The 24,926-nt window shown below is 71.1% G+C and carries 27 protein-coding genes and 1 tRNA gene; 15 read left to right on the top strand and 13 right to left on the bottom strand.

Annotated features, from left to right (window positions below):
- Positions 1 to 42: 42 nt before the first annotated feature.
- From KF837_33790 to KF837_33765, 6 genes are all read left to right on the top strand, one after another.
- Entirely contained in the window at positions 43 to 456 is a 414-nt protein-coding gene (locus KF837_33790; protein MBX3232348.1) for a response regulator, read from the top strand.
- A 33-nt stretch (positions 457 to 489) separates the two neighbouring features.
- Positions 490 to 1,566, top strand: coding sequence for a hypothetical protein (locus tag KF837_33785; protein ID MBX3232347.1), 1,077 nt, complete (start codon positions 490 to 492; stop codon positions 1,564 to 1,566).
- A 40-nt stretch (positions 1,567 to 1,606) separates the two neighbouring features.
- Positions 1,607 to 1,688 (top strand) — tRNA-Leu (locus KF837_33780).
- Between the two features lie 159 nt (positions 1,689 to 1,847).
- Complete coding sequence (locus tag KF837_33775; GenBank protein MBX3232346.1) at positions 1,848 to 3,053, top strand: glycosyltransferase; 1,206 nt, start codon at positions 1,848 to 1,850, stop codon at positions 3,051 to 3,053.
- Positions 3,054 to 3,065: 12 nt separating this feature from the next.
- Entirely contained in the window at positions 3,066 to 4,382 is a 1,317-nt protein-coding gene (locus tag KF837_33770; GenBank protein MBX3232345.1) for a UDP-glucose/GDP-mannose dehydrogenase family protein, read from the top strand.
- An 18-nt stretch (positions 4,383 to 4,400) separates the two neighbouring features.
- Positions 4,401 to 5,477, top strand: coding sequence for a glycosyltransferase (locus tag KF837_33765; protein MBX3232344.1), 1,077 nt, complete (start codon positions 4,401 to 4,403; stop codon positions 5,475 to 5,477).
- Positions 5,478 to 5,497: 20 nt separating this feature from the next.
- On the opposite strand, the gene KF837_33760 is transcribed toward KF837_33765, so the two are convergent.
- The gene (locus KF837_33760; GenBank protein ID MBX3232343.1) at positions 5,498 to 5,914 is read right to left on the bottom strand and encodes a winged helix-turn-helix transcriptional regulator; all 417 of its coding nucleotides are present in this window, start codon (positions 5,912 to 5,914) and stop codon (positions 5,498 to 5,500) included.
- A 120-nt stretch (positions 5,915 to 6,034) separates the two neighbouring features.
- Between KF837_33760 and KF837_33755 the strand changes: the two genes are divergently transcribed.
- Positions 6,035 to 7,327 (top strand): hypothetical protein, encoded by a 1,293-nt coding sequence (locus tag KF837_33755; GenBank protein ID MBX3232342.1) that lies wholly within the window; start codon positions 6,035 to 6,037, stop codon positions 7,325 to 7,327.
- Between the two features lie 162 nt (positions 7,328 to 7,489).
- Positions 7,490 to 8,179, top strand: a complete 690-nt coding sequence (locus KF837_33750; GenBank protein MBX3232341.1) for a glucosaminidase domain-containing protein — start codon at positions 7,490 to 7,492, stop codon at positions 8,177 to 8,179.
- A gap of 16 nt (positions 8,180 to 8,195) precedes the next feature.
- On the opposite strand, the gene KF837_33745 is transcribed toward KF837_33750, so the two are convergent.
- From KF837_33745 to KF837_33735, 3 genes are read right to left on the bottom strand one after another with little or no spacing between them, the layout of a single operon-like run.
- Positions 8,196 to 9,020 (bottom strand): hypothetical protein, encoded by an 825-nt coding sequence (locus tag KF837_33745; GenBank protein MBX3232340.1) that lies wholly within the window; start codon positions 9,018 to 9,020, stop codon positions 8,196 to 8,198.
- Positions 9,017 to 10,303 (bottom strand): serine/threonine protein kinase, encoded by a 1,287-nt coding sequence (locus tag KF837_33740; protein ID MBX3232339.1) that lies wholly within the window; start codon positions 10,301 to 10,303, stop codon positions 9,017 to 9,019. The genes KF837_33745 and KF837_33740 overlap by 4 nt, the downstream gene beginning before the upstream one ends.
- Positions 10,291 to 10,692, bottom strand: a complete 402-nt coding sequence (locus KF837_33735; protein ID MBX3232338.1) for a response regulator — start codon at positions 10,690 to 10,692, stop codon at positions 10,291 to 10,293. The genes KF837_33740 and KF837_33735 overlap by 13 nt, the downstream gene beginning before the upstream one ends.
- A gap of 37 nt (positions 10,693 to 10,729) precedes the next feature.
- Between KF837_33735 and KF837_33730 the strand changes: the two genes are divergently transcribed.
- Positions 10,730 to 11,242, top strand: coding sequence for an endonuclease V (locus KF837_33730; GenBank protein ID MBX3232337.1), 513 nt, complete (start codon positions 10,730 to 10,732; stop codon positions 11,240 to 11,242).
- A 61-nt stretch (positions 11,243 to 11,303) separates the two neighbouring features.
- Here the strand turns inward: KF837_33730 and KF837_33725 are convergent, their stop codons facing one another.
- Both KF837_33725 and KF837_33720 read right to left on the bottom strand, forming a co-directional pair.
- Positions 11,304 to 11,732 (bottom strand): hypothetical protein, encoded by a 429-nt coding sequence (locus KF837_33725; GenBank protein ID MBX3232336.1) that lies wholly within the window; start codon positions 11,730 to 11,732, stop codon positions 11,304 to 11,306.
- A 313-nt stretch (positions 11,733 to 12,045) separates the two neighbouring features.
- Positions 12,046 to 12,924 carry a metal-dependent hydrolase gene (locus tag KF837_33720; protein MBX3232335.1) on the bottom strand — a complete coding sequence of 293 codons (879 nt, stop codon included), beginning with the start codon at positions 12,922 to 12,924 and terminating at the stop codon, positions 12,046 to 12,048.
- Positions 12,925 to 13,002: 78 nt separating this feature from the next.
- Between KF837_33720 and KF837_33715 the strand changes: the two genes are divergently transcribed.
- The 3 genes from KF837_33715 to KF837_33705 all read left to right on the top strand — a co-directional run bounded on the left by KF837_33715 (position 13,003) and on the right by KF837_33705 (position 14,834).
- Positions 13,003 to 13,686, top strand: coding sequence for a TetR/AcrR family transcriptional regulator (locus KF837_33715; protein ID MBX3232334.1), 684 nt, complete (start codon positions 13,003 to 13,005; stop codon positions 13,684 to 13,686).
- 695 nt (positions 13,687 to 14,381) lie between these two features.
- Positions 14,382 to 14,642, top strand: coding sequence for a hypothetical protein (locus tag KF837_33710; GenBank protein ID MBX3232333.1), 261 nt, complete (start codon positions 14,382 to 14,384; stop codon positions 14,640 to 14,642).
- Between the two features lie 54 nt (positions 14,643 to 14,696).
- Positions 14,697 to 14,834, top strand: a complete 138-nt coding sequence (locus tag KF837_33705) for a hypothetical protein (GenBank protein ID MBX3232332.1) — start codon at positions 14,697 to 14,699, stop codon at positions 14,832 to 14,834.
- A 3-nt stretch (positions 14,835 to 14,837) separates the two neighbouring features.
- Here KF837_33705 and KF837_33700 read toward each other — a convergent pair whose 3' ends face one another.
- The 5 genes from KF837_33700 to KF837_33680 are packed head-to-tail and all read right to left on the bottom strand — an operon-like array spanning position 14,838 to position 20,173.
- Positions 14,838 to 16,211 (bottom strand): hydroxymethylglutaryl-CoA reductase, degradative, encoded by a 1,374-nt coding sequence (locus tag KF837_33700; GenBank protein MBX3232331.1) that lies wholly within the window; start codon positions 16,209 to 16,211, stop codon positions 14,838 to 14,840.
- Entirely contained in the window at positions 16,208 to 17,149 is a 942-nt protein-coding gene (locus tag KF837_33695) for a hypothetical protein (protein MBX3232330.1), read from the bottom strand. The genes KF837_33700 and KF837_33695 overlap by 4 nt, the downstream gene beginning before the upstream one ends.
- Entirely contained in the window at positions 17,146 to 18,102 is a 957-nt protein-coding gene (gene mvaD / locus KF837_33690) for a diphosphomevalonate decarboxylase (protein ID MBX3232329.1), read from the bottom strand. The genes KF837_33695 and mvaD overlap by 4 nt, the downstream gene beginning before the upstream one ends.
- On the bottom strand, positions 18,099 to 19,067 hold the full coding sequence (gene mvk, locus KF837_33685; protein ID MBX3232328.1) for a mevalonate kinase: 969 nt from the start codon (positions 19,065 to 19,067) through the stop codon (positions 18,099 to 18,101). The genes mvaD and mvk overlap by 4 nt, the downstream gene beginning before the upstream one ends.
- Positions 19,064 to 20,173, bottom strand: a complete 1,110-nt coding sequence (locus tag KF837_33680) for a polyprenyl synthetase family protein (GenBank protein ID MBX3232327.1) — start codon at positions 20,171 to 20,173, stop codon at positions 19,064 to 19,066. The genes mvk and KF837_33680 overlap by 4 nt, the downstream gene beginning before the upstream one ends.
- 260 nt (positions 20,174 to 20,433) lie before the next feature.
- Here KF837_33680 and fni point away from each other — a divergent pair, with 260 nt between their 5' ends.
- The 3 genes from fni to KF837_33665 all read left to right on the top strand — a co-directional run bounded on the left by fni (position 20,434) and on the right by KF837_33665 (position 22,961).
- Positions 20,434 to 21,492, top strand: a complete 1,059-nt coding sequence (gene fni / locus KF837_33675; GenBank protein MBX3232326.1) for a type 2 isopentenyl-diphosphate Delta-isomerase — start codon at positions 20,434 to 20,436, stop codon at positions 21,490 to 21,492.
- A 75-nt stretch (positions 21,493 to 21,567) separates the two neighbouring features.
- Entirely contained in the window at positions 21,568 to 21,921 is a 354-nt protein-coding gene (locus tag KF837_33670; GenBank protein ID MBX3232325.1) for a response regulator, read from the top strand.
- On the top strand, positions 21,918 to 22,961 hold the full coding sequence (locus KF837_33665) for a phosphoribosylanthranilate isomerase (protein MBX3232324.1): 1,044 nt from the start codon (positions 21,918 to 21,920) through the stop codon (positions 22,959 to 22,961). Before KF837_33670 ends, KF837_33665 begins: the two co-directional genes overlap by 4 nt.
- On the opposite strand, the gene KF837_33660 is transcribed toward KF837_33665, so the two are convergent.
- Together KF837_33660 and KF837_33655 are read right to left on the bottom strand one after the other, a co-directional pair.
- Positions 22,930 to 24,303 carry a glutamate--cysteine ligase gene (locus tag KF837_33660; protein MBX3232323.1) on the bottom strand — a complete coding sequence of 458 codons (1,374 nt, stop codon included), beginning with the start codon at positions 24,301 to 24,303 and terminating at the stop codon, positions 22,930 to 22,932. The two genes, KF837_33665 and KF837_33660, sit on opposite strands and share 32 nt — an antisense overlap.
- A gap of 125 nt (positions 24,304 to 24,428) precedes the next feature.
- A complete protein-coding gene (locus KF837_33655; protein MBX3232322.1) occupies positions 24,429 to 24,833 on the bottom strand; it encodes a hypothetical protein in 405 nt (134 codons plus the stop codon).
- Positions 24,834 to 24,926 lie beyond the last annotated feature (93 nt).

The raw sequence follows: 24,926 nt of genomic DNA, 5'->3' as shown, positions 1-24,926 counted from the left end.
CGCTGAAGATTCCAGGAAATGACTCGACTAGCGTCGGGGCGAGTGTCGATCGCAGAGCTTCACGGCGACGAGCTGCGCGGGTTGCGCATCCTCGTCGTCGACGACGAACCGGAGACGCTGGAGCTCGTCGCGCACGCGCTCCGTGCGGCGGGGGCGGAGGTGGACGAAGCGAGCGGCGCGGAGAGCGCGCTCGACGTGCTCGCGCGGAGCGACCCTCACGTCGTGGTGAGCGATCTCCAGATGCCGGGCCTCGACGGCTTCGATTTGATGCGTCGTCTCGGCGAGCGCGCGCGCCCGGTCACCGCGGTCGCCCTCTCCGCGAGCTCCTCGCTCGACGACGCGCGGCGCGCGCTCGAAGCGGGCTTCGCGGTCCACGTCGCGAAGCCGATCGCGGTCGTCGATCTGGTCGCGACGATCCGCGCCGCGGCGCCTCCCCCGTCGCTTCGGCGCGAGTGACGCGACCCCCGAGTTGGACTAGCTTGGGCCGTCGTGACGGACCGGGGCGACGACGAGAAACCGGAGGGGAGCCGCGATCCGCATCGCGACCTCGCGGGCGTCCTCCACGACGTCTCGAACGCGCTCACGGTGCTGCTCGGCTGGGTCGGCGAGACGCGCGCGCCCGACGCGACGCCGGAGACGATCGCGTACGCGCTCACCGTCATCGAGCAGCGCGCCCGTATCGCGCGTGACCTCGCGCGCCACGCGATCGGCGCCGCGCGCATCGACGAGCAGCGCGCGGCCGGCGAGATCGCGCGCGAGGTCGCGCAGGCCCTCCGCGTCGAGGCCTCCCACGCGGGCGCGGTCATCCAGGTCACGGGCGGCGACGTCGCGACGAAGCTCGCCGGCGCGATCGACGTCTCGCAGATCCTGACGAACCTCGTGCTCAACGCGCTCGCTTACGCGCCGCGCGACACGGCGGTCGACCTCGACGTCGCGCTCGACGGCGATCGCTGCGTGATGACGGTGACCGATCGCGGCAACGGCGTCCCGGAGTCGAAGCGCGACGAGATCTTCGACGGCGCCTCTCTCCGTCCCGGCGGCACGGGCGTGGGCCTCCGTCACTCCCGCGCGCTCGCGCGCGTCTGGGGCGGCGACGTGTGCCTGCTCCCTGCGAAGGCGGGCGCCGGCGCGCAGTTCCGCGTGACGTGGCCGCGCGCCGACGTGGTGCCGCGCCCGCCGACGTCGCAGTCGCGCGCGCGCGGCCTCGCGGGGATGCGGGTGCTCTTGCTCGAGGACGACGTGGCGGTGACGCAGCTGCTCGAGACGGCGCTCGAGGGCCGCGGCGCCGACGTGGTCGTCGCGAAGACGCGGGCGGAGCTCACGACCGCGCTCGAGGAGGCGCCGTTCCACGCGGCGCTGGTCGACCTCTCGCCGATCGCGACCGACCCGGCCGGCGCGCTCGTCCAGCTCCGCGCGAGCTCCCCGGGCATCGAGCTCGTCCTCATCACCGGCAGCGCGGATCGCCTACCAGACGCGATCGAAGCGGAGTCGATGAAGCTCGTCCGGAAGCCCTTCGAGCTCGGCGAGGTCCTGTCCGTCCTGGGCACGCTCACCAAGAAGCCTTGACGACCCCAAAGAGGTTTGGCTAGGTTGCGCCTCCCACCAAGCGAAGGTGGCGGAATTGGCAGACGCACTAGCTTGAGGTGCTAGCGGGTAACACCGTGGGGGTTCAAGTCCCCCCCTTCGCACTCCGGAAAAACAAGGGCCCTCGCGTTCAACGACGCGAGGGCTCTTTCGTTTCCATCGGTCGCCGCGGTTCGCAACATTGCAGTAATACGTGACAATCGAACTACGGGCGTGGCTCGTACGGCGGGGAGTCTGGTATCAATCGGCGCTCGGGCGGGCGCATGCACATCCTCTGGCTGAAGACGGAGCTGCTCCATCCCGTGGACAAGGGCGGCCGCATCCGCACGTACCAGACGCTGCGCGCGCTCGCGCGGTCGCATCAGGTCACGTACCTCGCGCTCGACGACGGCGGCGCGGCGCCGAACGCGCGCGAGCTCGCGAAGGAGTACGCGCACGACGTCATCACGGTGCCGTTCTCGCCGCCCGAACGCGGCACCCTCGCCTTCTACGCCGACCTCGCGAAGAACGCGGTCTCGCGCCTCCCCTACGCCGTCGGCAAGTACCGCTCGCCGCGCTTCGAAGACGAGATCCGGCGGCTCGCGCCGAAGGTCGACGTGGTGCTCTGCGACTTCCTCGCGCCCGCCGTCAACGTGCCGAAGGACCTCGGCAAGACGCCCGCGGTGCTGTTCCAGCACAACGTCGAGGCCGAGATCTGGCGGCGCCACGCCGAGGTCGCGAAGCACCCCGTGAAGCGCGCGTACATGCAGAGCCAGTTCCGCCGCATGCTGCGCTTCGAGCGCGAGGCGTGCCGGCGGTTCGATCACGTCATCGCCGTCTCCGAGCAGGACGCGGAGCTGATGCGCCGGCAGTACCAGGTCACGCGCGTGACGGCGCAGCCCACCGGCGTCGACATCGACTTCTTCCGCCCCCAACCCGAGACCACGCGGAACACCCACGAGCTCGTGTTCCTCGGAAGCATGGATTGGCTCCCCAACGAGGACGGCGTAGCGTGGTTCGTCGAGGAGGTCTTCCCGCTCGTGCGGAAGAAGGAGCCGAAGGCGAAGCTCACCATCGTCGGCCGCAAACCGAGCCCGCGGGTGAAGAACCTCGCCGTGCAACACGCCGGCGTCGAGGTCACCGGCACGGTGGACGACGTGCGCCCCTACCTCGCGCGCGCGGCCGCGCTCGTCGTGCCGCTCCGCATCGGCGGCGGCACGCGGCTCAAGATCTACGAGGCGATGGCGATGGGGATCCCCGTCGTCTCGACCACCGTCGGCGCCGAGGGCCTGCCGCTCGAGCACGAGGAGCACTTCCTCCGCGCCGACGAGCCCGCCACCATCGCGTCCGCGTGCCATCAGGTGTTCGCCGATCCCTCCGCCGCGGGGGCGATGGGCGAGCGCGCGGCGGAGTACGTCCGTTCGCGCTTCGGCTGGGACGGCGTCGCCGCGCAGTTCGCAGAGGTTTGTCGCCAGGCCGCGTTTGCGTAAGAAGGGAGCTTCATGTCCGCCATCAGCGTCTTCGGTCTCGGTTACGTCGGATGCGTGTCTGCCGCCTGCTTCGCGAAGGAGGGCCATCGCGTCATCGGCGTCGACGTGAGCCAGAGCAAGGTCGACCTCGTCAACTCGGGCAAGCCGACCATCCTCGAGGCGGGCATCACCGAGATGGTCGCCGAGACGCGCGCCGCCGGCCGCCTCAGCGCGACGACGAGCTCCCGCGATGCGGTGATGGAGACCGAGGTGAGCCTCGTCTGCGTCGGCACTCCGAGCCGCGACAACGCGAGCCTCGAGCTGAAGTACGTCGAGCGCGTGTGCGAGGAGATCGGCGAAGCGATCGCGAAGAAGTCGACGCCGCACGTCGTCGTCATCCGCTCGACCGTGCTCCCCGGCACCAACTACGACCTCGTCATCCCGACCCTCGAGAAGGCGTCGGGGAAGAAGCACGGCGAGGGCTTCGCGGTGTGCTCGAACCCCGAGTTCCTCCGCGAAGGCAGCAGCGTGAAGGACTTCTACGATCCGCCGTTCACGCTCATCGGCGGCGATGATCCCGCCTCGGTCGAGGTCGTGAAGGGGCTCTACCAGAGCATCGAGGCGCCGGTCTTCGTGACCGCCCTCCGCGTCGCGGAGATGGTGAAGTACGTCTGCAACTGCTTCCACGGCCTCAAGGTCGGGTTCGCGAACGAGATCGGAAACATCTGCAAGGCGGTCGGCGTCGACAGCCACGAGGTCATGCGCATCGTCTGCGAGGACCGGAAGCTGAACATCTCGCCCGCGTACATGAAGCCGGGCTTCGCGTTCGGCGGCTCCTGCCTCCCGAAGGACCTCCGCGCGATGGTCTACCGCGCGAAGCAGGCCGACATCGACGTCCCGATCCTCCGCGCCACGCTCGAGAGCAACAACCAGCAGGTGCAGCGCGCCTTCAAGATGGTCATGGCGACGGGCCACAAGAAGGTCGGCGTCCTCGGCATGACCTTCAAGGCGGGCACCGACGACCTCCGCGAGTCGCCGATGGTCACCCTCGTCGAGTACCTGATCGGCAAGGGGATCCAGCTCTCGATCTACGACCGCGACATCTCCGAGAGCCGCGTCATGGGCGCGAACAAGGAGTACATCGAGAAGGAGATCCCGCACATCTGGACGATGATGAAGCCCACCGTCGCGGACGTCCTCAAGAGCTCGGAGACGGTCGTCATCGGCAACGGCTCGGCCGAGTTCCGCACCATCCGCGATCAGCTCGCCGACGAGCAGATCCTCATCGACCTCGTGCGCGCCTTCGGGCCTCAGACGAGCGAGAAGAACTACCGCGGCATCTCGTGGTAAGGGCGGCGCCGTAGCGAGATGCGAATCGCGGAGGTGGTGCTCTCGCTCGACATCGGCGGGCAGGAGCGCCTGCTCGTCCGGATGTGCCAGGCGCTCCGCGAGCGCGGCCACGACGTCCACGTCGTCACCCTGACCGGCGGCGGCGCGCTCCGCTCCGAGGTCGCGCCGCTCCCGATCCACGACGTCGTCCGCCGCGACGGCTTCGATCCCACCCTCTACGCGCGCCTCTTCCGCCTCTTCCGCCGGCTCCGCCCCGACGTCGTGCACACGCACAACGCGGCGCCGCTCTCCTACGCCGCGCCCGCCGCGCGCCTCGCCCGCGTGCCGCGCATCGTCCACACGCGGCACGGGCACATCCCGTACACGAAGAACGCGCTCCGCCTCGCCCGCGTCGGCGCGCGGTGCGCCCACCACTTCGTCGCGGTGGCGCAGGACACCGCGGACATCGCGGCGCGCGAAGAGCGTCCGCCGCGCGGGCGGCTCACCGTCATCGAGAACGGGATCCCGCTCGGCAAGTTCCGCCCCGACGCGGAGGCGCGCGCGGCGATCCGCGCCGAGCTCGGCATCCCACCCGACGCGTTCGTCGTCGGCACGGTGGGGCGCCTCGTCGAGGAGAAGGACTACCCGCACCTCGTTCGCTCCCTCGCGCCGGTCGTCTCCGATCGGTTCCGTCTCGTCATCGTCGGCGAGGGCGGCACGCGCGGCGCGATCGAGGCCGCGATCGACCCCGCCGCGCGCCCGTTCGTCACCCTCACCGGCGCGCGCCCCGACGTCCCGCGGCTGCTCGCGTCGTTCGACGTGTTCGCGCTCTCGTCGAAGAACGAAGGGCTCCCGCTCGTGATCGCGGAGGCGATGGCGACGGAGCTCCCGATCGTCGCGACCGCGGTCGGCGGCATTCCCGACGTCGTGCCGAGCGACACCGGCCTCCTCGTCCCGAGCGGCGACGCGGCGGCGCTGCGCGGCGCGGTCCAGGAGCTCGCGGACGACGAGTCGCGGCGACGCAGGCTCGGCGAGGCCGCCCGCGCGTTCGCCCTCCGCCGCTTCGCCGAGGAGCGAATGCTCGATCGCTACCTCTCGCTCTACGGCGATCGCTGACGCTTCGCGGCGACCTCGCTCTACGGCGATCGCTGGCGCTTCGCGGCCTGGACGATGCCGGGGTGCAGCTTCGCGAGGAGGCGCGAGAGGTCGCCGATCTCGCGCGCGCTCAGGCGATCGAACCACGTCACGACGACGTCGATGTCCGCGCCGTCGCGCGCGGCCCAGTAGCGGCGGCTCTTCGCCGTCGTCTTCAGCCGGCGAACGCGCGCGTCGGCGGCGTCCTGCGCGATGGTGAGGAACCCCTTGCCCTCGAGCGACGTCACGAGCTGCTTCACGTTCTGGTGGCTCGTCGCCATCGTCGCCGCCGCCTCGCCGAGCGTCGGCGCGCCGAGGAGATCGACGGTGCTGAGGAGCATCGCCTGCTGCGCGGTGATGCCGTCGGCGCGGTAGAGCGTGTCGGCGAGGAAGCGGAGCTGCTGCCCGATGTGGTGCAAGCGCCGGAAGGTACGGACGATCTCGGCGCGCTCGGGGCCGAGCGTCTCTGCTTCCTCCGGCGTGAGGACGTCGGCGGGCGTTGCGGGGCGTTCGATTTATGTAATATATTACGTATTGTCATGGCCCGCCAGAAAATCTGTCTCCTCCCCCACTGCGCCTACCTCTCCGAGACGACGCGCATGCTCGCGATCCGGCGCGCGCTCCTCGCCCGCGGCGCGGACGTGTGCGTCGCGACGCACGGCGGGACGCACGAGGAGCTCCTGAAGGCCGAGGGCGTTCGCTACACGGTGGTGGGGACGCGGCTCACGAACGAGCGCTGCAAGGAGCTCGTCCGCATGGGCGCGGGGATGGGGCCGCCCAACCAGAGCATGTGGACCGACGCCGAGATCCGCGCCTACGCCGAGGCCGAGGCGCGCTTCTTCCGCGAGAACGACGTCGGCGTCGCGGTGACCGGCTTCACGCTGACGACGCTGCTCTCGACGCGGCTCGCGGAGATCCCGCTCGTCACGGAGCACGCGGGCTCGTTCGTCCCGCCGGTGTGGGAGCGCAAGATGATCGAGCCGTTCCTCACCCAGATGGTCCCGGGCATTCGCTTCCTCCCCACCTTCCTGCTCCGCGCGTTCAACAACGTCGGGATGAACAAGCTGAAGTTCTACTGCGCGGGCTTCAACCGCGTCGCGAAGGAGCTCGGCGTCGAGGATGTGCCGAGCTTCGCCGCGCTCCTCCTCTCCGATCTCACGCTCGTGCCGGACACGCCGGACGTGCTCGGCGTCCCGGCCGAGGTGATGGACCGCTGGCGGCCGGCGGGCGCCGGCTACCGCGCGTCGACGCGCCTTCGCTACGCGGGGCCGATCTTCGCGCAGATCGATCGACCGGTGCCGGAGCGGGTGACACGTTTCCTCGACGGCGGCGGGCCCGTCGCCTACGTCGCGATCACCTCGAGCCTCACCGAGGAGGTGCGCGGCGTCGTCTCCGCGCTTCGCTCCTCCGGCGCGCGCCTGCTCGTCGCGGGGACGGTGCACGACGTCGGCGATCTCGCGGGCGACGACGTCCTCGTCGAGCAGGTCCTGCCGAGCCACCTCGTGATGCCAAAGGTCGACCTCGCCGTCACCGCCGGCGGGCAAGGCAGCGTGCAGTGCGCGATGGCCGCCGGCACGCCGCTCATCACGATCCCGCTCCAGCCGGAGCAGGACTTCAACGGACAGCTCGTCGAGCGGCACGGCGCGGGGGCGCGCATCGCGATGCGCGACGCGACGTCGCCGGCGATCGCGGACCTCGCGAAGAGGATCCTCGGCGACGCGCGCTTCCGCGACGGCGCCCGCCGCGTCCGCGACTCGTACGCGAAGGTCGACGGCCCGCTCGCCGCCGCCGACGCGATCCTCGAGCTCGTCGCCGAGCGCCGCGCGGCGTGAGTTGCGTCCTTTTCGCCTCGGTTGGAGAGGTCTCGAGTCAGCAGTGCGGGACGCTGGCAGAGATGAGACGCGAAGGATCGTCCGCGCGAGCTTCGAACGCCGACTCTTTCCGCTGACGGCGGTCGGCATGTCCCTCGCTCTCGCACACGGCGGGAGGTTGGGATGAAACATCTGCGCGGTGTTGGTTTCCTGCTGTTCGCTTTCACGTGCGCGGCGTGCGCGCCGATCGACGAAGACGTGGAAGACATGGGCGAGACGACGTCGGCGGCCACGAGCTGGGACTGCTACGCGCCCCAGCCCGGCCACCCCACGCCGGCGGAGAAGGAGGCGTTCCTCAAGAAGGCGGGGCTCTCGGCGCTGAAGGCGGAGCGCACGTACGGCGTCCCCGCCTCCGCGATCCTCGCGATGGCCGCGATCGAGGGCGGCTTCGGCTACACGCGGACCGCGCTCTACGCGAACAACTCGTTCGGCTACAAGTTCGTGTCCGCCGGCTCCGCGGGGGGACGCGGGAAGTACACGCTGACGTGCCAGCCCGCGTGGGACGTCGGCAACGACTACATCGTCTTCCGCAGCCTCGAGGACGGCATCCTCTTCGTCGCGTACAAGCTCGCGGTCCGCGCCGACTGGGCGAACTACAAGGCGGCGACCGATCGCTACCGCGCCGCGCGTCTCGCGGATCCGGACGCGGACCCGACCGCGGCGGTGAACGCGTGGATCGATGGGATCGCGGACGAGGGCTACAACTACGATCCGCCGGTCTACAAGCGGACGATCAAGTCGGCGATCACGACGCACGCGCTGTACCGCTTCTCGGCGTCGGCGATCCCGGGCACGTCGACGACGCCGCCCTGAGCCGAGCTCCGTCGAGCTACCTCCGCACGACGAAGGCGCCGCCGCGGGAGAGCTCGATCGTGCGACCGAGGAGCTTCGTGAGCTTCGCGCTCAGCACGACGCGGGCCTCCTGCTCGCCGAGCGCCGCCGTCGCGCTCCAGGTGCCGCCGAACGGACACGGCGCGGAAGGATCGAAGTCGCATCCGTCGCCGCGATCGAAGTGGACGCGGAGGCCGTCCGGGAACGCGTAGACGCCGAGCCCGATCGCGCGGCCGTACGCGGCCGGTCGCGCGAGGTCGCTCTCGCGTCCGGTGATCTCGATCGCGCCGTCGCCGCGATCGAGGCGCCCGGTCGTCGCGACGAGACGGACCTGGAACGTGAACAGCTTGTTCTTCGTCTCGACGTCCACACCGGCGACGCGCTCGTCGGTCGACGTCCCCCACTCGGAGACGAGCTCGCCGCGGCGCCGCGCCTCGAGGCGGACGAGGCCTTCGCGCACGCCGCCCCATCGCACGTCCCACGCGCCGTAGATCACGCGATCGCCGAGCGTGAGGCGGATCGGACGCTGCTCGGTCCCGTGCGTCTCGCGAGGATGGAGCTCGCGGACGCGCATGCCGCCGTCGCGATCGCGGAAGAGCGCGCGCGCGTCGAGGACCTTCGTGTCGCCGCGCTCCACGACCTCGCCGCCTTCGTACGGCGTGCCTTCGTCGTCGGACTCGCTTGGCATGTTAGGCGCATTTATCTTGTTTGTCGATTTCCGCTCGTTCGCGACCGCGATCTCTCGCGGCGTGGTCGGCGCCGGCGTGCACGCGAGCAGGGCGACGGCGAGCGACCAGCGCATCGCCGCGTCGTAGCACGTCATCGGCGCGCGAGGATCGCGTCGAGGGTGGCGGCGAGCGCGCGGGAGCTGAGCGGCTTCGCGACGCGGCGCGCGTCGAGCTCCGACCACACCGCGCGCTCCGCGAGCATGTCGCGCGTGAGGACGACGATGCCGGTACCGGGCGCGAGCGCGCGGAGACGGCGCGCGATCGTCACCGTCGCCCCCGCGTCATCGAGCACCACCGCCGCCGGCGCGCGCGCCGCGAGCGCCGCGAGGAGCTCGTCCGTCGCCGACACGCAGGCGACGTCGGTCGCGCGACCGGCGTCCTTCAGCGAGCGCGCGGCCTCGCGGACGACGATGCGGCGGATCCCTTCGTCGGAGGCGAGGACGATCACGTCGGCGGCGGCGCGGGGCTCCTTCGCGACGGGAGGCGTCCACGCCGCCGCGGCCTCGAGGTCGCCGACGAAGGCGGTGCAGCTCGCGTGGCGATCGGCGGGGTGCTTCGCGAGCGCGCGCGCGAACACGGCGTCGAGCCCGGCACAGGACGGACGAAAGCCGGAGAGCGGCGGCGGCGGCCGATCGAGGTGCGCGAAGATCATCGACTGCGGATGCTCGCCGTCGAACGGCGGACGGCGCGCGATCATCTCGTAGGCTGTGCACGCGAGCGCGTACACGTCGGAGCGGGGTCCGATGAGGTCCACGTCGTTGCGGATCTGCTCCGGCGCCATGTACGCGGGCGTGCCGGCGACCTCGCCGGCGTGCGTGTCGCCGGCCCGTCGCGCGATGCCGAAGTCGACGAGCACGGGCCGCCCCGTCTCGCGCTCGATCACGATGTTCGCGGGCTTCACGTCGCGGTGGGTGACGTGCCGTTCGTGCGCGGCCCCGAGCCCGCCCGCGACCTTGCGCAGGATCGCGAGCACGTGGTCGAGCGGGAGCCAGGTGTCCTCGCTCCGGCACCGCTCGATGACGGCGTCGAGGTTCTCGCCTTCGACGTACTCCATCGCGAAGAAGTACGAGCGGCCGCTCGCGCCGAACGCGTAGATCTGGACCACGTTGTCGTGACGGAGACGCGCGAGGGCGCGGGCTTCGCGGTGGAACTGCTGCACGAGCGAGGTCGACTGCGCGAAGCGCGGATCGATGACCTTGAGCGCGGCGAGGCGCTGGAGCATCACGTCTTCGGCGCGGTACACGACGCCCATCCCGCCCTGCGCGATGCGGTCGAGGACGCGATAGCGACCGTCGACGAGCGGCTCCGAGCCTCGGTCGGCGACGCGGCGGATCTCGGTCGACGGGTGGCGCGGCAACGTCGGCGCTACGACGCGCATGGCACGTCGCTGACCGGCGTGAGGAACGCGCCGAGCGCCTCCCGGAGCTCACCGATGGAGAACGGCTTCGCGAGGCAGCGCGTCTTCATCGTCCCGCCGAGCGTCGACGCGATGCGATCGTCGCCCGTCATGAAGATCACGGGCGGTCGCCGTCCGGCGTCGATGCGCTGGATGTAGCGGAAGAAGTCGATGCCGTCGGGCACGCCGGGCATGCACACGTCGAGGAGGACGACGTCGAAGGCGCCGCCTTCGAGCTCGATCGCGAGGTGCTCGAGCGCCTCCTCCGCGCTCAGCTCGTGGACGATGTCGATCCGGCGGCGGAGCGCGCGCCCGATGACGTCATGGACGAGCTTCTCGTCGTCGACGATGAGCAGTCTTTTCCGATTCATGTAGCCCTGCGACGCTTAACGGCGAGGACGCGCCCGAATGAAGCTCATCGCCTGCGTCGACGCCGATTACCGGGACCACGAGGCCGTCACGGCCATCGTCGGCGTCCGCGACTGGACCGACGCGACGCCCGCGATCGAGCGGGTCGTCCGCTCCCCCCACGCGCCCGCGCCCTACGCGCCGGGCGAGTTCTACCGCCGCGAGCTGCCGGGGATCCTCGCCGCGCTCGCGGCGCTCGCGGCCGCCTCCTCGGACGCGAGCGTCGTCGTGATCGACGGCTACGTCTGGCTCGGCGGCGCGCGCCCCGGCCTCGGCGCGCGCCTTCACGACGCGCTCGGCGGCGCGGTCCCGATCGTCGGCGTCGCGAAGACGCCGTTCCGGGACAACGATCGCGCCGCCGCGGTCGTGCGCGGCGGCAGCGCGCGCCCGCTGTTCGTCACGGCGGCGGGGATGGACCTCCAGACCGCGACCGCGCACGTCACGCGGATGCACGGCCCGCATCGCCTCCCGACGATCCTCAAGCGCGCCGACCGCCTCGCCCGCGACGCCTGACGCTCATGCTCGGTCTCGTGCTCGGTCTCGTGCTCGGTCGCTCGGTCTCTCGGTCTCTCGGTCAGAAGACGTCGTCCGGATTGCCCTTCTTCATGCGTTCGACCCACGCGGCCTTCGCGGCAGCGTGGTCGGTGGCGCGTCGCGCTTCGTCCTCGGCGAGCCAGGTCCGCATGGCCTGCTCCACGGTCGCGGCGTCGGGAGGGCTCGATGGCGCCTCGAACGTCTCGACCAGCTCGGGCCCGTCTTCGTAGAAGACCGCGCCGCCGAGCAGACGAGCCACGACGCGAGCGAGCCCGAGCGTCATGTCGGCAGCCGCGGAGCGCCCGCTGAAGACGAGCCCGGCGGAGACACCGGCGACCTCGTCCGCGAGGACCCCGAGCAGCTCCTCGTCATCGAGGACATGAATCGAGACAGCCCCGACATCGAAGCTCCAACCACCATCCCGCGCCGGCAACACCGACCGCAACGCGACGAAGTACTCGACCGACATCCCACGATCATACGCGCATACACGTCCCCGCCGTCATCGCCCCTTGCCCCTTGCACCTTGCACCTTGCACCTCGCGTCGCCGCTCGACGCCGCATCGACGCGGGGGTCCCGCCCGGGGCCCCAGAAGCGGCCGCGCAAGCGGGCGCGAAGCGCCCCGAGCGCGAAGCGCGAGGGCCGTGTCTGGGGTGGGGTGGCGGGGCGAAGCCCCGACGTTGAAGGTGTCTGGGGTGGGGTGTCGGGGCGAAGCCCCGACGTTGAACCGCGTCTGGGTGGGGTGTCGGGGCGAAGCCCCGACGTTGAACGAACCGTGACCTCAGACGACGCCTTCGCGATTGAGGCGTTCGAGCGTCGAGGCGATGAGCGCGCGGTGATCGCGATCGTTCGGGTGGAAGCCCGGCCGGAGGTACTCGCGAATACCGCGGAGGAACACGCCTGTCGCGATCGGCTGGGCGAGCGCCGTCTGCCGGCCGCTCTCCTTCGCGAGGCGCTCGGCCTCCTTGCGGAGCTCCTCGAGCTCGCGCGCGGCCTCACGCAGCGACGAGCCGTCTTGCGCGAGGAGCTCGCGCGTCGCGAAGAGCCAGAAGCCGCTCAGCACGATCGTCGCGAACACCATCCCCGCGACGCGAATGCCGTAGCCCGGCGCGACCTGCTTGAGGACGTCGAATGCGACGGCCTTGTGTTCGAGCTCCTCGACCGCGTGCCACTCCATCAGCCGCCGCACCTCGGTGTCGGCGTGCCCCAGCTCGTCGGTCGAGAGCGCGTCTTCCGCGAGGATGGCGGTGAAGTGCTCGAGGGCGACGGTCACGGAGAGGCAGAGCACCGCCGGCGAGACCTTCTCGATGCCGTCGTACGCGACGCGCTCGTAGCGGCGGAGGATCGAGTCGATGTCGTAGCCCTGCGCGCGGAGCGTGTCGAAGAAGCGCTCGTGCGCGTACGCGTGGCGCCCCTCCTGCCCGAAGAAGCCGCGCACCTCGGCCGCGAGCTCGGGCGTGATGCGATCGAGGTAGTGCCGCACGCTCCGGATGAAGAAGCGCTCGCCGGCGGGAAAGAGCAGGTTCACCCCGTTCGCGATGTGGGTGGCGGCGCGGCTGTTCGCCATCCAGCGCTTCGACGTCCCCTCGAACGCGAGCTTCGGCGCGCGCACCTTGAGGCCTCGTTTCGTCGTAAAACCCGGGCTTGTCGCGGCTGCCATGGCTTGTTGACTCCTGTTCAATAGAACATAGCGCCTATTGAACCTGAGTCAATTGCGACTCGCGTATGCTCGAAGCGAATGACGACCTCGGGGCGCAAGACGAAGACGCGGGTGCGGCTCGACGTCGACGAACGACGATCGCAGCTCGTAGAGCTGGGCCTCGCCGAGTTCGGCTCCCGTCCCTACGACGAGGTCTCGATCGACGCGATCGCCCAGGCGGCCGGCATCTCGAAGGGCCTCGTCTATCACTACTTCCCGACGAAGCGTGCATTCTACATCGCCTGCGTCCGCGAGGGCGCGACGCGGGTGGTTAACCAGATCGAGGCGCCGGCGGAGGGGACCCCGTTCGAGCAGCTCCGCGCCGCGATCGACCGCTACCTCGAGTACGTCCGCGTGCACGGCGTCGCGTTCGCGACCCTCATGCGGAGCGGCATCGGCGCCGACCGCGAGATCACGGAGATCATCGACGAGACACGCGACGCGCTCCTGAACCTCCTTCGCAGCGGCCTCGGCGAGCTCTTCCCGAACGTCGCCGACACGAAGGGAACGCTGCTCGACATCGCGCTCCGCGGCTGGATCGGCCTCGTGGAGAGCGCCAGCATCGCCTGGGTCGAAGCCTGCCTCGACCAAGACACGAAGAACCACACCCCCACCGCCGACTCCCTCCGCGACACCCTCTCGGAGGCCCTCATCGCCATCGTCGCCAGCGCACTCAAGACGCAAGGCGCAACCTCGACCGCCACCTCCTCATCCCACAACTGAACCGCACGCTCCCACGACTCGACTCGGCCCCAACCCGAGCTGCGCATCCCCCGCTCGCGCGCTCCCATCTCCACAACCCGAGTTGTGCTTTTTGCACAACCCAGATTGTGCATTTACACAACCCAGATTGTGCATTTACACAACCCAGATTGTGCATTTACACAACCTGAGTTGTGCATTTGTCACAAACAAGCACGGCGCTGCAGGCGCGGAGCACGCGCGGCGCGGAGCACGCGCGCTGGGAAAAGCGCGCTATGACGCGGAAAAAACCGCGCTCTGACGCATGCGGATGCGAGCGGACGCGTGCGGGAGGCGTGCGAGGTGTGTCGTCGCGGGGGTGCGAACGAGCTCGAGAGTGGAAATGCTCTCCGATCTCGCGTGGTTCGCCGTTGATCCGGGGAGTTCATGATCCGCTTATCGAAGGGCGCGGAACTCTTGAGAGCACACACGCGCTCCGGATCTTGGTTCGATCACGGGAACGGGATGCAAACGCATGGTGATCTCACACCTATTTTCGAGCGAGCTCTTGAGACGCTTGTGATCGTCGCCATGCTCGTGGTTCTGTAAAAAAGTGGCCAGAGCGACTGGCCTCGGACGACGCTGAAGACGGACGCGTTGTCGACAAGTGTAGGTAGCTCGAAGGTGTGTGGAGGCTGGCAATGAATCGTTTCCTCTTCGCTGCAGTGGTGGGTCTCATGGCGGTTGGTGCGACGGGATGTGCGACGGGCATCGAGGACCCGCAGCCCGCTCCGGCTCCGGTCACTCAGTCGCGCGGCGCCCCGCAGACGCCGTTCAGCGCCGACATCTCGGACGAGGCGCCGCCGGACCCCGCCCAGATCACGCCGGGCCTCGACGCGCCGGAGCTGGACCGTGAGTTCAACCCCCCGGTCCCGAGCGGCAAGGACGCGATCGACCCCCACCTCCAGGTCGAGGACGAGGTCCCCGTCAACGGCTGACCAAGCCACCGCCGGCTTACGCCGGTCGCGTGACCGCCGGGACATACCGGCGCGATGAAGCCGGCCTTGCACCGGCGACGAGAAGCGCCGGGACATACCGGCGACGAGAAGCGCCGGGACATGCCGGCGACGAGAAGCGCCGGACCTATCGGCGCGATGAAACCGCCGGAGATCGAGAAGCCGGCGGTGTGAGCCCTACTCTCCTACAGCCGTCTCGCCCTCCACGCGCGTAGTGTCGCGCGTGGAGCTGGATAGGCCGGAGACAGGGCCCGAGCCCGAGTGGGGGAAGAACGGGGCCTTTGCCCCGAGCGCGCGTCGTGCCGCTTCGATCGTGATGTCGCGTGCCTCGACGATGAGGGCGGCGACCCTCTCGACGTCCGCGCCCGACGCGCCGGCCGCGAGGGCCACCGAGCGGGCATGGAGAGCCATGTGGCCCCGCTGGATCCCGTCCGTCGCGAGCGCGCGGACCGCGGCGAGGTTCGACGCGAGGCCCACCGACGCCGCGACCGCGGAGAGATCCGCCGCTTCGGTCACACCCATCATGTCGAGCGAGAGACGTGCGCTCGGGTGAACGCGGAGCGTGCCGCCGACCGTGCCCAGCGCGAGCGGGAGCTCGAGGAAGCCGACCAGCGCGTCGCCGTCGCGACGCCAGATCGAGAGCGGTGAGTACTGCCCGCTCCGCGCCGCGTAGGCGTGCGCGCCGGCTTCGACCGCGCGCCAGTCGTTGCCCGTCGCGATCACCACCGAGTCGATGCCGTTCATGATGCCCTTGTTGTGCGTCGCCGCGCGGTAGGGATCGAGCTCCGCGAAGCGGGAGGCGTTCACGATGCCGTCGATGACCGCGTCGCCGTCCATGTCGTCGGTCGCGAGCATCTTCGCCGGGACGCGGCAGCGGACGCGCACGCAGCGCTTGTCGCAGAGGTTCGAGAGAATACGGAGGCCGACCTTGCCGTTCGCGAGGGCGGCGAGACGGTCCGCGATCGCCTCGGCGACCGTGTTGATCAGGTTCGCGCCCATCGCGTCGCGGCAGTCGACGAGGATGTGCACGACGATCATCTCGTCCTCGGGCTGGCCGAGCTCGCGCACCTCGAGGCCGCGCGCGCCGCCGCCACGCGCGACGAGGCCGCTCACCGCCGCGTCCGCGCGCGCGAGGATCTCGTCCTTCGCCGCGAGGATCGCCGCCTTCGCCGCGGCGCGGTCCTTCACCTCGATGATCTGCACCTGGCTGATCATCACCGGCGGATCGACCTCCACCTGGAAGCCGCCGCCAGCGCGCACCATCTTCGCCGCGTTCGACGCGGCCGCGACCACGCTCGGCTCCTCGACCACCATCGGCGCGACGTGGTCCTGCCCGTTCACGCGCACGTTCAGCGTGACGCCGTACGGAAGGCCGTACGTGCCGAGCACGTTCTCGACGAACTTGTCCGCCGTCTCCGCGCTGAGGCCGCCACCGTCGAGCGCGGTCGCGATCGCGGTCGCGGACACGCCGGTCGCCTCGCTCACGAGGTTGCGGCGCTCGTCGACGGTGACCTTGTAGAAGCCGGGGAGAGAAGAGGTGCGGGTCTTCATGTCGATTCGGATGCACCCAACACGCGGTCGGAAGAGACCGCGATGGAGGGGACGATCTTGACTCCTTTGTTGTCGAGCGAGAGCGGGAGCGAAAACAGGCCGAGCGCGTGCGCGCGCTCGCGAAACTTCGAGGAAGGCGCGGCCGCGCCGACGTACACCGCGACGTCGCCGCCGCCCGCGCCGGAGACGGAGAAGCTCGCCTCCTCCGCCGCCGCGATCGCCTCGAGCTCGTCGAAGCGATCCGGGACGATGCCGACCTGCGCCGCTTCGCCGAGCGCGGCGAGCGCGCGCGCGGTGCGGCGGAGCGCGTCCACGAACGCGGGGCCGTCGCCGTCGCGCGCGGCGCGGGCGCCGTCGTTCGCGATCGCGACGAGGGCGCTCATGAGCGCCTCGTGCCGCGCGGGCTTCGTCGCCGCGAGGCGATCGACCTCGGCGCGGAGCTCGCTCGTACGCGCGCTCGTCGCGCACGCGAACACCCCGACCTCGAGGCCGCGCGGGATCGCGACGCGACGGATCGGCTGATTCATCGTGTACTGGATCGCGCCGCCGTGGATGCTCGTCGCGATGTCGACGCCGCTGCCGCCGCCCTGCGCGTCGGCGTGCGCCTTCTTCGCGCGGGCGAAGAGGTCGTCGCGGAAGAGCGGATCGGCGAGGTCGGAGGTCGCCTGCGTCGTCACCGCGGCGAGCGACGCGACGAGGATCGCCGCGCTCGCGCCGAGGCCGAGCTTCCGCGACCCGACGAACATGTCCGACGCGTCCACGTGCGGCGCGGGCACGCCCTCGCCGAGCGCGGCGCGCACCTCCGGCGTCGCGTCGAGCGCGGCGCGTGACGCGTCGGCGTACGCGCCGCGGCTCACCGCGATCGCGACCGCGGGCGCGCCGGCGAGGACGGCGTACGCGCCGGTGAGCACGAGCTTGCCGGGCGCGAAGACCCTCATTTCGAAGGCTCCGTCTCGACGACGCGCGCGCCTTCACCCGGCGCGGCCTCGATCACGCGGAGCACCCCCGGCGTCTTCGCGAGGCGCTCCTTCGCCGCCGCCGCGTCGCGCGCCGCGACGAGGCACTTGAGGTGCGGGCCCGCGTCCATCGTCGCCCACGCGCCGATGCCGTCGGCGCGCAGCGCCTTCACCGTCGCGTACGCGTCGAGCGTCGCGCCCGAGACGTAGACGACGCCGGCCGCGAACGCGGAGGCGTGCATCGCGAGCGCGCTCTCCTCCGCGAGCTCGCCGGCGCGCGGGAGATCGCCGGCGAGGAGCGCCTCTTTCAGCGCGCGATGGATGCGCGGCGCGGCCTCGAGCCAGCCCGCGTAGTACGGGCTCTTCGCCGCGGTGATGTTCATGCCGGCGCGCGACGAGACCGCCTTCGCCGCTTCGGTCGTGACGCAGACGAGGACGCGCAGATCGACGTGGCGCGACGGCGCGACGGCGCGCACGACGTCGCCGTCCAGCTCGACGAAGCCGCCGAAGAGGCTGCGCGCCGCGCTCGCGGAGGAGCGGCGCGCGAGATCGGCGACGCGCTCCGCCGGCCAGTCGAGCCCGGCCGCGCGAACGGCCGCGACGGCGAGGGCGGCGAAGCCCGAGGCGCTCGACGCGAGCCCGCTCGCGGTCGGGAAATCGTTGGTCGAGACGACGCGCGCGTGCGCGCGGATCTTCGCCGCGGCGCGCACGTGATCGAGGAGCTCCGTCGCGCGCGTGGCGTCGGCGGCGGCGCCGTTGATCGTGAGCGCGTCGGCGGTGAGCGCGTCGTCGAACGTCACGCTCGTCGTGGTCGCGAGGCCCGCGAGCGTCACCGAGAGCGACGGGACCGCGGGGACGTTCGCCTCCCCCGGCTTCTTCCCCCAGTACTTCGAGAGCGCGATGTTCGGATGCGCGATCGCGACGGCCTTCGTCATGGCGCCGTCTCCAGCGTGATCGGCGCCGGGCGCCGCGGCGCGCCGAACGTCGTCTGGAAGCCGTCGAACCCGTCCTTCTTCCACGCCGCGAGCACCGCCGCGCCGGTCTCGGGCCCGTCGACGAGCGCGACGACGCAGCCGCCGCCGCCACCGCCGGTGAGCTTCGCGCCGAGCGCGCCGGCCGCGCGCGCCGCCCCGCACATCTGCTCGATCTCGGGCGTCGACACGAAGAGCCCGGAGAGGAGCATCTGGTTGAGATCGAGGAGCTGACCGATCGAGCGGCGATCGCCGTCCGCGAGCGCGAGGGCCGCGTTCTTCACGAGCGTGTGGATCGCGTCGAACGCCTTCTGCGTCGTCTCGGGACGGCGCTCGCGAAGGCGCGCGACCGCTTCGACCATCGACTTCGTGCTCGACGCCTGCCCGCTGTTGCCGATGCAGAGATGCACCGCGCCGGGCACGCGAATACGCTGGATGCTCGCGCGCGCTTGACCTTCGAGCGAGCCGCGCTGGAACAGCACGCAACCGCCCATCGCCGAGACCGCGGCGTCGATGCCGGACGGGTTGCCGTGGAACACGCGCTCCCACGCGTCGGCGCGCGCGGCGATGTCCTCCGGCGCGGCGGCGGGATCGAGCGCACGCGCGACCGCCACGCCGAGCGCGGCGGAGCAACCGAGCCCGCCGCCGGGCGGGAGGTCGGCCTCGGCGTCGACGTGCACCGCGCCCACCGCGACGCCCGCCGCGCGCGTCGCGCCGAGGACGCCGTTGAACGCGCGATCGAGCGGCGTCTCGGTCTCGCCTTCGCGCGCGACGATGTTCCATCCCCCGACGCGGAGCGAGGCGTGGCTCGAAGTCGCCGGCGTGACCGACGCGCGCGCGCCGCGATCGATGCCGACCGCGATCGCCGGCACGCCGTACACGACCGCGTGCTCGCCGAAGAGGATGACCTTGCCGTGCGCGGTGCTCATGATGCACGCTCCCCGAGCGCCCGCACCGCGCCCTCGAGCGCGAGCCGCCCCGGCTCCGTGATCGTCGGCGCGAGCGCGTCGAGCGCGGCCCGCGCTTCGTCGCAGAGCTCGCGCACGCGCGCCTCGACGCGCGCCTTCGCGCCGGTGGTCTCCATCGCGCGGACGACGCCCTCGACGTCCGCGCGGTGCGCCCACGCCGCCGCGCCGGCCTCGTCGCGCAGGAGCTCGGCGACGAGCGCGGTGCGCTTGCCCTGCCGGATGTCGTTCCAGACCGGCTTCCCCGTCGCGACCGGATCGCCGAACGTGCCGAGCAGATCGTCACGCAGCTGAAACGCGATCCCGAGCGGACGACCGTAGCGCTCGAGCCCGGCCGCGCTCGCCTCGTCCGCGCCCCCGAGCGCCGCCCCCACGAGGAGCGGCCCCGTCACGGTGTAGCTCGCCGTCTTCAGCGCATGCACGGTTTCCAACGTCAGGGGCTTCGCCCCCGACACCCCCACCCCAGACACGGCCCTCGAAGACTCGGGGCGCTTCGCGCCCGCTTGCGCGGCCGCTTCTGGGGCCCCGGCACCTGCCCCCATCCCCATTTCGGCGAGCTGGCCGGTGACGACGTCGATGTTGATGCGGGCGTAGGCCTTTGCGGCGCGGAGGACGCGCTCGGGCGCGATGGCGGGCGCGCAGGAGAGGAGCGCCTCTTGCGCCCAGCCCGACGCGAGATCGCCGGCGAGGACGGCGCCCGTGTCGCCGAGCTCCTTCGAGCCGAAGCGCTTGCGGAGCAGCATGTGCACGGAGGGGCCGCCGCGCCGGACGTCGTCGTCGTCCATCCAGTCGTCGTGGATGAGGAGGTACGTCTGGAGCAGCTCGATCGCGATCATCGCGGGCACGACGTCGTCCCGCGCGGCGCCCGCGAAGGCTTGGTGGCCGACGCCGACGAGCGCGGCGCGGAGGCGCTTGCCGCCGCGGAGCGAGAGATCGCGCGCGGCCTCCGCCGCGGCCCCGACCTCCGCGCTGATGCTCGCCGCCGACGCGACGCGCGGCGCGAGCCAGTCGCCGAGCGCGGCGTCGACGCGCGTGCGGACGTCGGCGAGGAGCTGCGCGAACCCGCTCATCGTGCGTCCTCGCCGTGTGTCTCGCGCGCCGTCATCGACAGGTATAGGCATGGACGTTCACGCCCCCTTGTGCCACGGTCCACTCGGCGAACGGCCGCGCGCGGGGCGCGAATGGTCGAAGGTGGACAGCGGACCATGACGCGCAGCTTCTTAGGGTTGGCCCCGACGCCTGTCAATCAACGTTCTCGAAATATTCTCGTTCAAATTCAGCACCTTTCAGTTTTCTTTGAACAATTTGGCGGCACTCTGAAGCGTAGACCATGAGCTCGATCGGCAGCCGAAAAGCGGACCACCTCGCGCTCTGCGCCACCGACGAGGTCGCCTTCCGCGAGAAGACCACGCTCCTCGAGCAGGTCCGCTTCGTCCACGACGCGCTGCCGGATCTCGACCACGCCGCGATCGACACGTCGCTGACGCTCTTCGGCAAGACGCTCCGCGCGCCGATCGTGATCGCCGCGATGACGGGCGGCACCGACGACGCGGCGAAGGTGAACCGCGAGCTGTCCTCCATCGCGGAGGAGCGCGGCTACGGCTTCGGCCTCGGGTCGCAGCGCGCGATGCACGTCCGCGGCGAGACCGCCCCTTCGTACAGCGTCCGCAGCGAGGCGAAGACCACGCTCGTCCTCGGCAACATCGGCGTCGTGCAAGCGCGCGCGATGACGGTCGACGAGGTGATCGCGCTCGTCCGCGGCATCGAGGCCGACGCGCTCTGCGTTCATCTCAACCCCGCGATGGAGCTCGTGCAGCCGGGCGGCGATCGCGATTTCCGCGGCGGGCTCGAGACGATCGCCACCCTCGTGCGCGAGCTCCCCTTCCCTGTCGTCGTGAAAGAGACGGGCTGCGGGATCTCGAGCCACGTCGGGCGCCGCCTCATCGGCGCGGGGGTCCGCCACGTCGACGTCTCCGGCGCGGGCGGCACCTCCTGGGTCGCGGTCGAGACGAAGCGCGCCGAGGCGGCGAGCGACGATCGCGCCCGCGCCCTCGGCGAAGCGCTCTGGGACTGGGGGATCCCCACCGCCGCGTCGGTCGGCGCCCTCGCGCCGCTCGGCTTCGAGAGCATCATCGCCACCGGCGGCGTCGCGCGCGGCCTCGACGTCGCGCGGGCGATCGCGCTCGGCGCCGCCGCGGCCGGCGTCGCGCGGCCGGCGCTGCAGGCCCTCGTCGCGGGAGGTCGCGCCGGCGCGCTCGCGTTCCTCGAGGCGGTGGAGCACGAGCTCCGCGCGGTCATGCTCCTGACCGGGAGCGCCGATCTCGCCGCGCTCCGCCGCGCGCCGAAGGTCCTCGGATCCGAGCTCCGCGCCTGGATCGCGGAGGCGTGATAGCCTCCTCTCTCCGTGGGTCAGACCGCACCGCCACCTTCCGAGTATCAGTGCCTCGTCGTCGAGGACTCGCCGATGATGCGACAGCTCCTGGTCTTCGCGCTCTCACGCGTGAAGGGCCTCAAGGTCACGGAGGCGGACGACGGCGTCGACGGCCTCAAGAAGCTCGCCGGCGGCCGGTTCGACATCATCCTCACCGACATCAACATGCCGATCATGGACGGCTTGAAGCTGGTGAAGCGCGTCCGCACCGATCCGGTGCACAAGGACGTCCCGATCGTGATCATCACGACGGAGAGCGCGGAGGAAGACCGCCAGCGCGCGCTCTCGCTCGGCGCGAACGCGTACATCACGAAGCCGATCCAGGCGCCGCAGGTGATCGCGAAGGTGCGCGAGCTCCTCGGCATCCCCGAACCGGCCGCGGGATGACCCACGTCAAGGTCTGCGGCGTGACGAGCGTCGCCGACGCCGTCGCGTGCGCCGAGCTCGGCGCGAGCGCGATCGGCCTCAACTTCATCCCGTCGTCGCCGCGCTGCATCGACGTCGCCCGCGCGCGCGCGATCTCCGACGCGCTCGCCGCGCTCCCGAAGCCGCCGCTCGTCGTCGGCGTCGTGGCCGACATGCCGGCCGACGCGCTCCGCGCCCTCGTCTCTGACGCGCGCCTCGGCTGCCTCCAGCTCCACGGCGCCGAGCCGCCCTCCGCGCTCGAGCCGCTGCTCCCGCACGCCTACAAGGCGATCCGCGTCGCGACGGCGGCGGACGTCGCGCTCGCGCGCACGTACCCCGGCGAATACATCCTCGTCGACGCGAAGGTCGACGGCGCGCTCGGCGGCACCGGCGCGACCTTCGACTGGAGCCTCGTCCGCGACCTCGCGCGCGAGCGCCGCCTCACCCTCGCCGGCGGCCTCCGCCCCGACAACGTCGCGCGCGCCATCGCCGAGGTCGCGCCATGGTGCGTCGACGTCGCGAGCGGCGTCGAACACGCCCCCGGCGTAAAAGACCTCACCGCCGTCCGCGAGTTCATGCTCAACGTCGGGGGCGTACTCAACGTCGGGGGCGTACTCAACGTCGGGGGCGTACTCAACGTCGGGGGCGTTGCCCCCGACACCCCCACCCCAGACACGGCCCTCGCGCTTCGCGCTCGGGTCGCTTCGCGACCGCATGCGCGGCCGCTTCTGGGGCCCCCTCTCGGCCCTCCCGGCCCTCCCGGCCCCCTTCCCGCCCCCCCTCTCGGGGGTCCAGGGGCGGCGGAGCGCGTGCCTCCTCTCGAGCCCCCTCCCGGCCCCCCTCTCGGGGGTCCAGGGGCGGCGGAGCGCGCGCCCCCGCGCGCGGAGAGGCCCCTGGCGGGAGAGCTCGAGAGGGCAGAGCCCTCTCGAACAAGACAGAGGCCCCTGGCGGGAGAGCTCGAGAGGGCAGAGCCCTCTCGAACAAGACAGACTAGCCCGCGCCGAGGTCGCAGCGGGCGATGATCTCCGCCGTGATGTCGCGGGCGTTCGTGATGCCGTCGAGGAGGCGATCGGCCGGGCACTCGCCGCGCGCGACGAGCTCCTTCAGGCGCTTGAGGTGCACGCGCTCGTCGTTGCCGCTCGGGCTCTTGTAGTCGCGGCGCTCGAGGCCGCCCTCGGCGATCTCGATGAGCTTCTCCGCGAGCGACTGGTACGTGGTCGCGCGGAGCTTCGTCTGAAGCCCCTTCTCCCAGACCTGCTTCCGCGTCGCCGAGATCTCGTCGTGCGTCCAGTCGGACGTCATCGCGTCCGCGGCGGAGAGCGCCTGCGCATCGTAAAGGATGCCGGTCCACAGCGCGGGGAGCGCGCACGCCATCTTCCCGCCCTGCGCGTCGGCGGCGCGGACCTCGATCGTGTTCTTGAGGCGGACCTCGGGGAACAGCGTGTTGAGGTGCGTCTTCCAATCGCCGAGCGTCGGCTTGTGGCCCGAGAAGCCGCTCTTCCAGAAGCTGCGGAAGCTCTGGCCCGTGTTCACGACCGACTCGCCGTTGCGCTTGAACATGAACATCGGCACGTCGAGCGCCCACTCGACGTAGTCGGTGAAGGTGGCGGTCTTCTTCCAGAGCGTGGGGACGAGGCCCGAGCGATCGGGATCGACGTCGAGCCACACCTTCGCGCGGTAGCTCTTTCCGCCGAACGGCGCGCCCTCGTAAAACGGGGAATTCGCGAACATCGCGGCGGTCAGCGGCGCGAGCTTGAGCGCGACGCGCATCTTCGTCATCGCGTCGGCTTCGGAGAGGTAGTCGTAGTTCGCCTGCACGGTGGACGTGCGGAGCATCATGTCGAGCGCGAGGGAGCCGCGCGTCGGCAGGTAGTCGCGCATGATCGGGTAGCGCGGCTTCGGCACCATCACGAAGTCCTCGCGCTTCGCGAAGGGATGGAAGCCGAGGCCGAGCCACGTGATGCCGTGCGCCTGGGAGTACGGCGCGATCTCGGCGAGGTGGCTCCGGAACTCGCTGCAGATCTGGTGCGCGTTGACGAGCGGCGCGCCGGACAGCTCGAGCTGCGCCCCCGGCTCGAGCGTGACGCTCGCGCCGTTGCGGAGGAGGGCGATGAGCGGACCGCCCGCGTACTCGCCGTCCGGCGTCCACCCCTTCTTCGTGAGCTCCTCGAGGATCGCGCGCACGCTCGGCTCGCCGTCGTACGGGACCGGCCGGCCGTCGGCGAACACGCCCGGCTTCTCCATCTCGGCGCCGCAGCGGAACTCGGAGGCGGGCTTGATCGCGGCGTGGAAGATCGAGAGGAGGTCGTCGTACGATCCGATCGGCTTGTCGTTCAGGGTTTCCACGGTCAGCGCGCTCGCCATCCCCGCTTCGATGCCGCGCAAAGCCGCACGTTTCTCGGCAGGGGGAGCCGTATATAGCCGGGATCGTCGATCGCCGACCCATTTTCCGACGCATCGAGCTCGAGGATCGCGCAAGGACCGTGGGGTCAGAAGCAGACGGGATCGTAGAACTCGTCGGGCGTCATGTAGTCCTCGTTGACGCTCGCGCACGAGACCTCGTTGCGATCGGCGACGACCGAATCGCACTGGTTCGCCGAGCCGGTGATCCCGGCCTTGCGGAGGTTCGCGCAGCACTCCTCCAGCTTCGCGCACGACGGACCGACCTTGGGCGTCGCCTCCACCTCCACGAGCGTCTCCTCGGAGGGCGGCGCGGCGTCGGGCTTCTCGACCGGCGGAGGATCGCGATCGGGGACGACGGGCGTGACGGGGAGCTCGCGATCGCCGCCCGCAGGACGCGGACCCTGCTGCTCGGGGCACGACGTCCCTTCTTCGCACGCGGCCGCGGGGACCGTCTTCCTCGCCGCGACCGGCGCCTCGCACGCGAGCAACAACGCCAGCAGTCCCACCAAGCTCGCTCGCCCCATCGCTCGAAGCAGTTGCAGGGACGATGCCACGCGGAAGTGTCTGAAATCCGCTGATCACCG

It is taken from the genome of Labilithrix sp. (genome assembly GCA_019637155.1).
Classification (GTDB): Bacteria; Myxococcota_A; Polyangia; order Polyangiales; family Polyangiaceae; genus Labilithrix.
The sequence above is the reverse complement of the archived record's forward strand: the minus strand, read 5'-3'. Positions and strand labels throughout refer to the sequence as shown.

Coding starts and splice junctions, on each gene's coding strand:
- KF837_33775 (MBX3232346.1), top strand. CDS start 1,848: ATGCACATCCTCTGGCTGAAGACGGAGCTGCTCCATCCCGTGGACAAG.
- KF837_33770 (MBX3232345.1), top strand. CDS start 3,066: ATGTCCGCCATCAGCGTCTTCGGTCTCGGTTACGTCGGATGCGTGTCT.
- KF837_33765 (MBX3232344.1), top strand. CDS start 4,401: ATGCGAATCGCGGAGGTGGTGCTCTCGCTCGACATCGGCGGGCAGGAG.
- KF837_33755 (MBX3232342.1), top strand. CDS start 6,035: ATGGCCCGCCAGAAAATCTGTCTCCTCCCCCACTGCGCCTACCTCTCC.
- KF837_33750 (MBX3232341.1), top strand. CDS start 7,490: ATGAAACATCTGCGCGGTGTTGGTTTCCTGCTGTTCGCTTTCACGTGC.
- KF837_33745 (MBX3232340.1), bottom strand. CDS start 9,020: ATGACGTGCTACGACGCGGCGATGCGCTGGTCGCTCGCCGTCGCCCTG.
- KF837_33740 (MBX3232339.1), bottom strand. CDS start 10,303: ATGCGCGTCGTAGCGCCGACGTTGCCGCGCCACCCGTCGACCGAGATC.
- KF837_33735 (MBX3232338.1), bottom strand. CDS start 10,692: ATGAATCGGAAAAGACTGCTCATCGTCGACGACGAGAAGCTCGTCCAT.
- KF837_33730 (MBX3232337.1), top strand. CDS start 10,730: ATGAAGCTCATCGCCTGCGTCGACGCCGATTACCGGGACCACGAGGCC.
- KF837_33725 (MBX3232336.1), bottom strand. CDS start 11,732: ATGTCGGTCGAGTACTTCGTCGCGTTGCGGTCGGTGTTGCCGGCGCGG.
- KF837_33720 (MBX3232335.1), bottom strand. CDS start 12,924: ATGGCAGCCGCGACAAGCCCGGGTTTTACGACGAAACGAGGCCTCAAG.
- KF837_33715 (MBX3232334.1), top strand. CDS start 13,003: ATGACGACCTCGGGGCGCAAGACGAAGACGCGGGTGCGGCTCGACGTC.
- KF837_33710 (MBX3232333.1), top strand. CDS start 14,382: ATGGCGGTTGGTGCGACGGGATGTGCGACGGGCATCGAGGACCCGCAG.
- KF837_33705 (MBX3232332.1), top strand. CDS start 14,697: ATGAAGCCGGCCTTGCACCGGCGACGAGAAGCGCCGGGACATACCGGC.
- KF837_33700 (MBX3232331.1), bottom strand. CDS start 16,211: ATGAAGACCCGCACCTCTTCTCTCCCCGGCTTCTACAAGGTCACCGTC.
- KF837_33695 (MBX3232330.1), bottom strand. CDS start 17,149: ATGAGGGTCTTCGCGCCCGGCAAGCTCGTGCTCACCGGCGCGTACGCC.
- mvaD (MBX3232329.1), bottom strand. CDS start 18,102: ATGACGAAGGCCGTCGCGATCGCGCATCCGAACATCGCGCTCTCGAAG.
- mvk (MBX3232328.1), bottom strand. CDS start 19,067: ATGAGCACCGCGCACGGCAAGGTCATCCTCTTCGGCGAGCACGCGGTC.
- KF837_33680 (MBX3232327.1), bottom strand. CDS start 20,173: ATGAGCGGGTTCGCGCAGCTCCTCGCCGACGTCCGCACGCGCGTCGAC.
- fni (MBX3232326.1), top strand. CDS start 20,434: ATGAGCTCGATCGGCAGCCGAAAAGCGGACCACCTCGCGCTCTGCGCC.
- KF837_33670 (MBX3232325.1), top strand. CDS start 21,568: ATGATGCGACAGCTCCTGGTCTTCGCGCTCTCACGCGTGAAGGGCCTC.
- KF837_33665 (MBX3232324.1), top strand. CDS start 21,918: ATGACCCACGTCAAGGTCTGCGGCGTGACGAGCGTCGCCGACGCCGTC.
- KF837_33660 (MBX3232323.1), bottom strand. CDS start 24,303: ATGGCGAGCGCGCTGACCGTGGAAACCCTGAACGACAAGCCGATCGGA.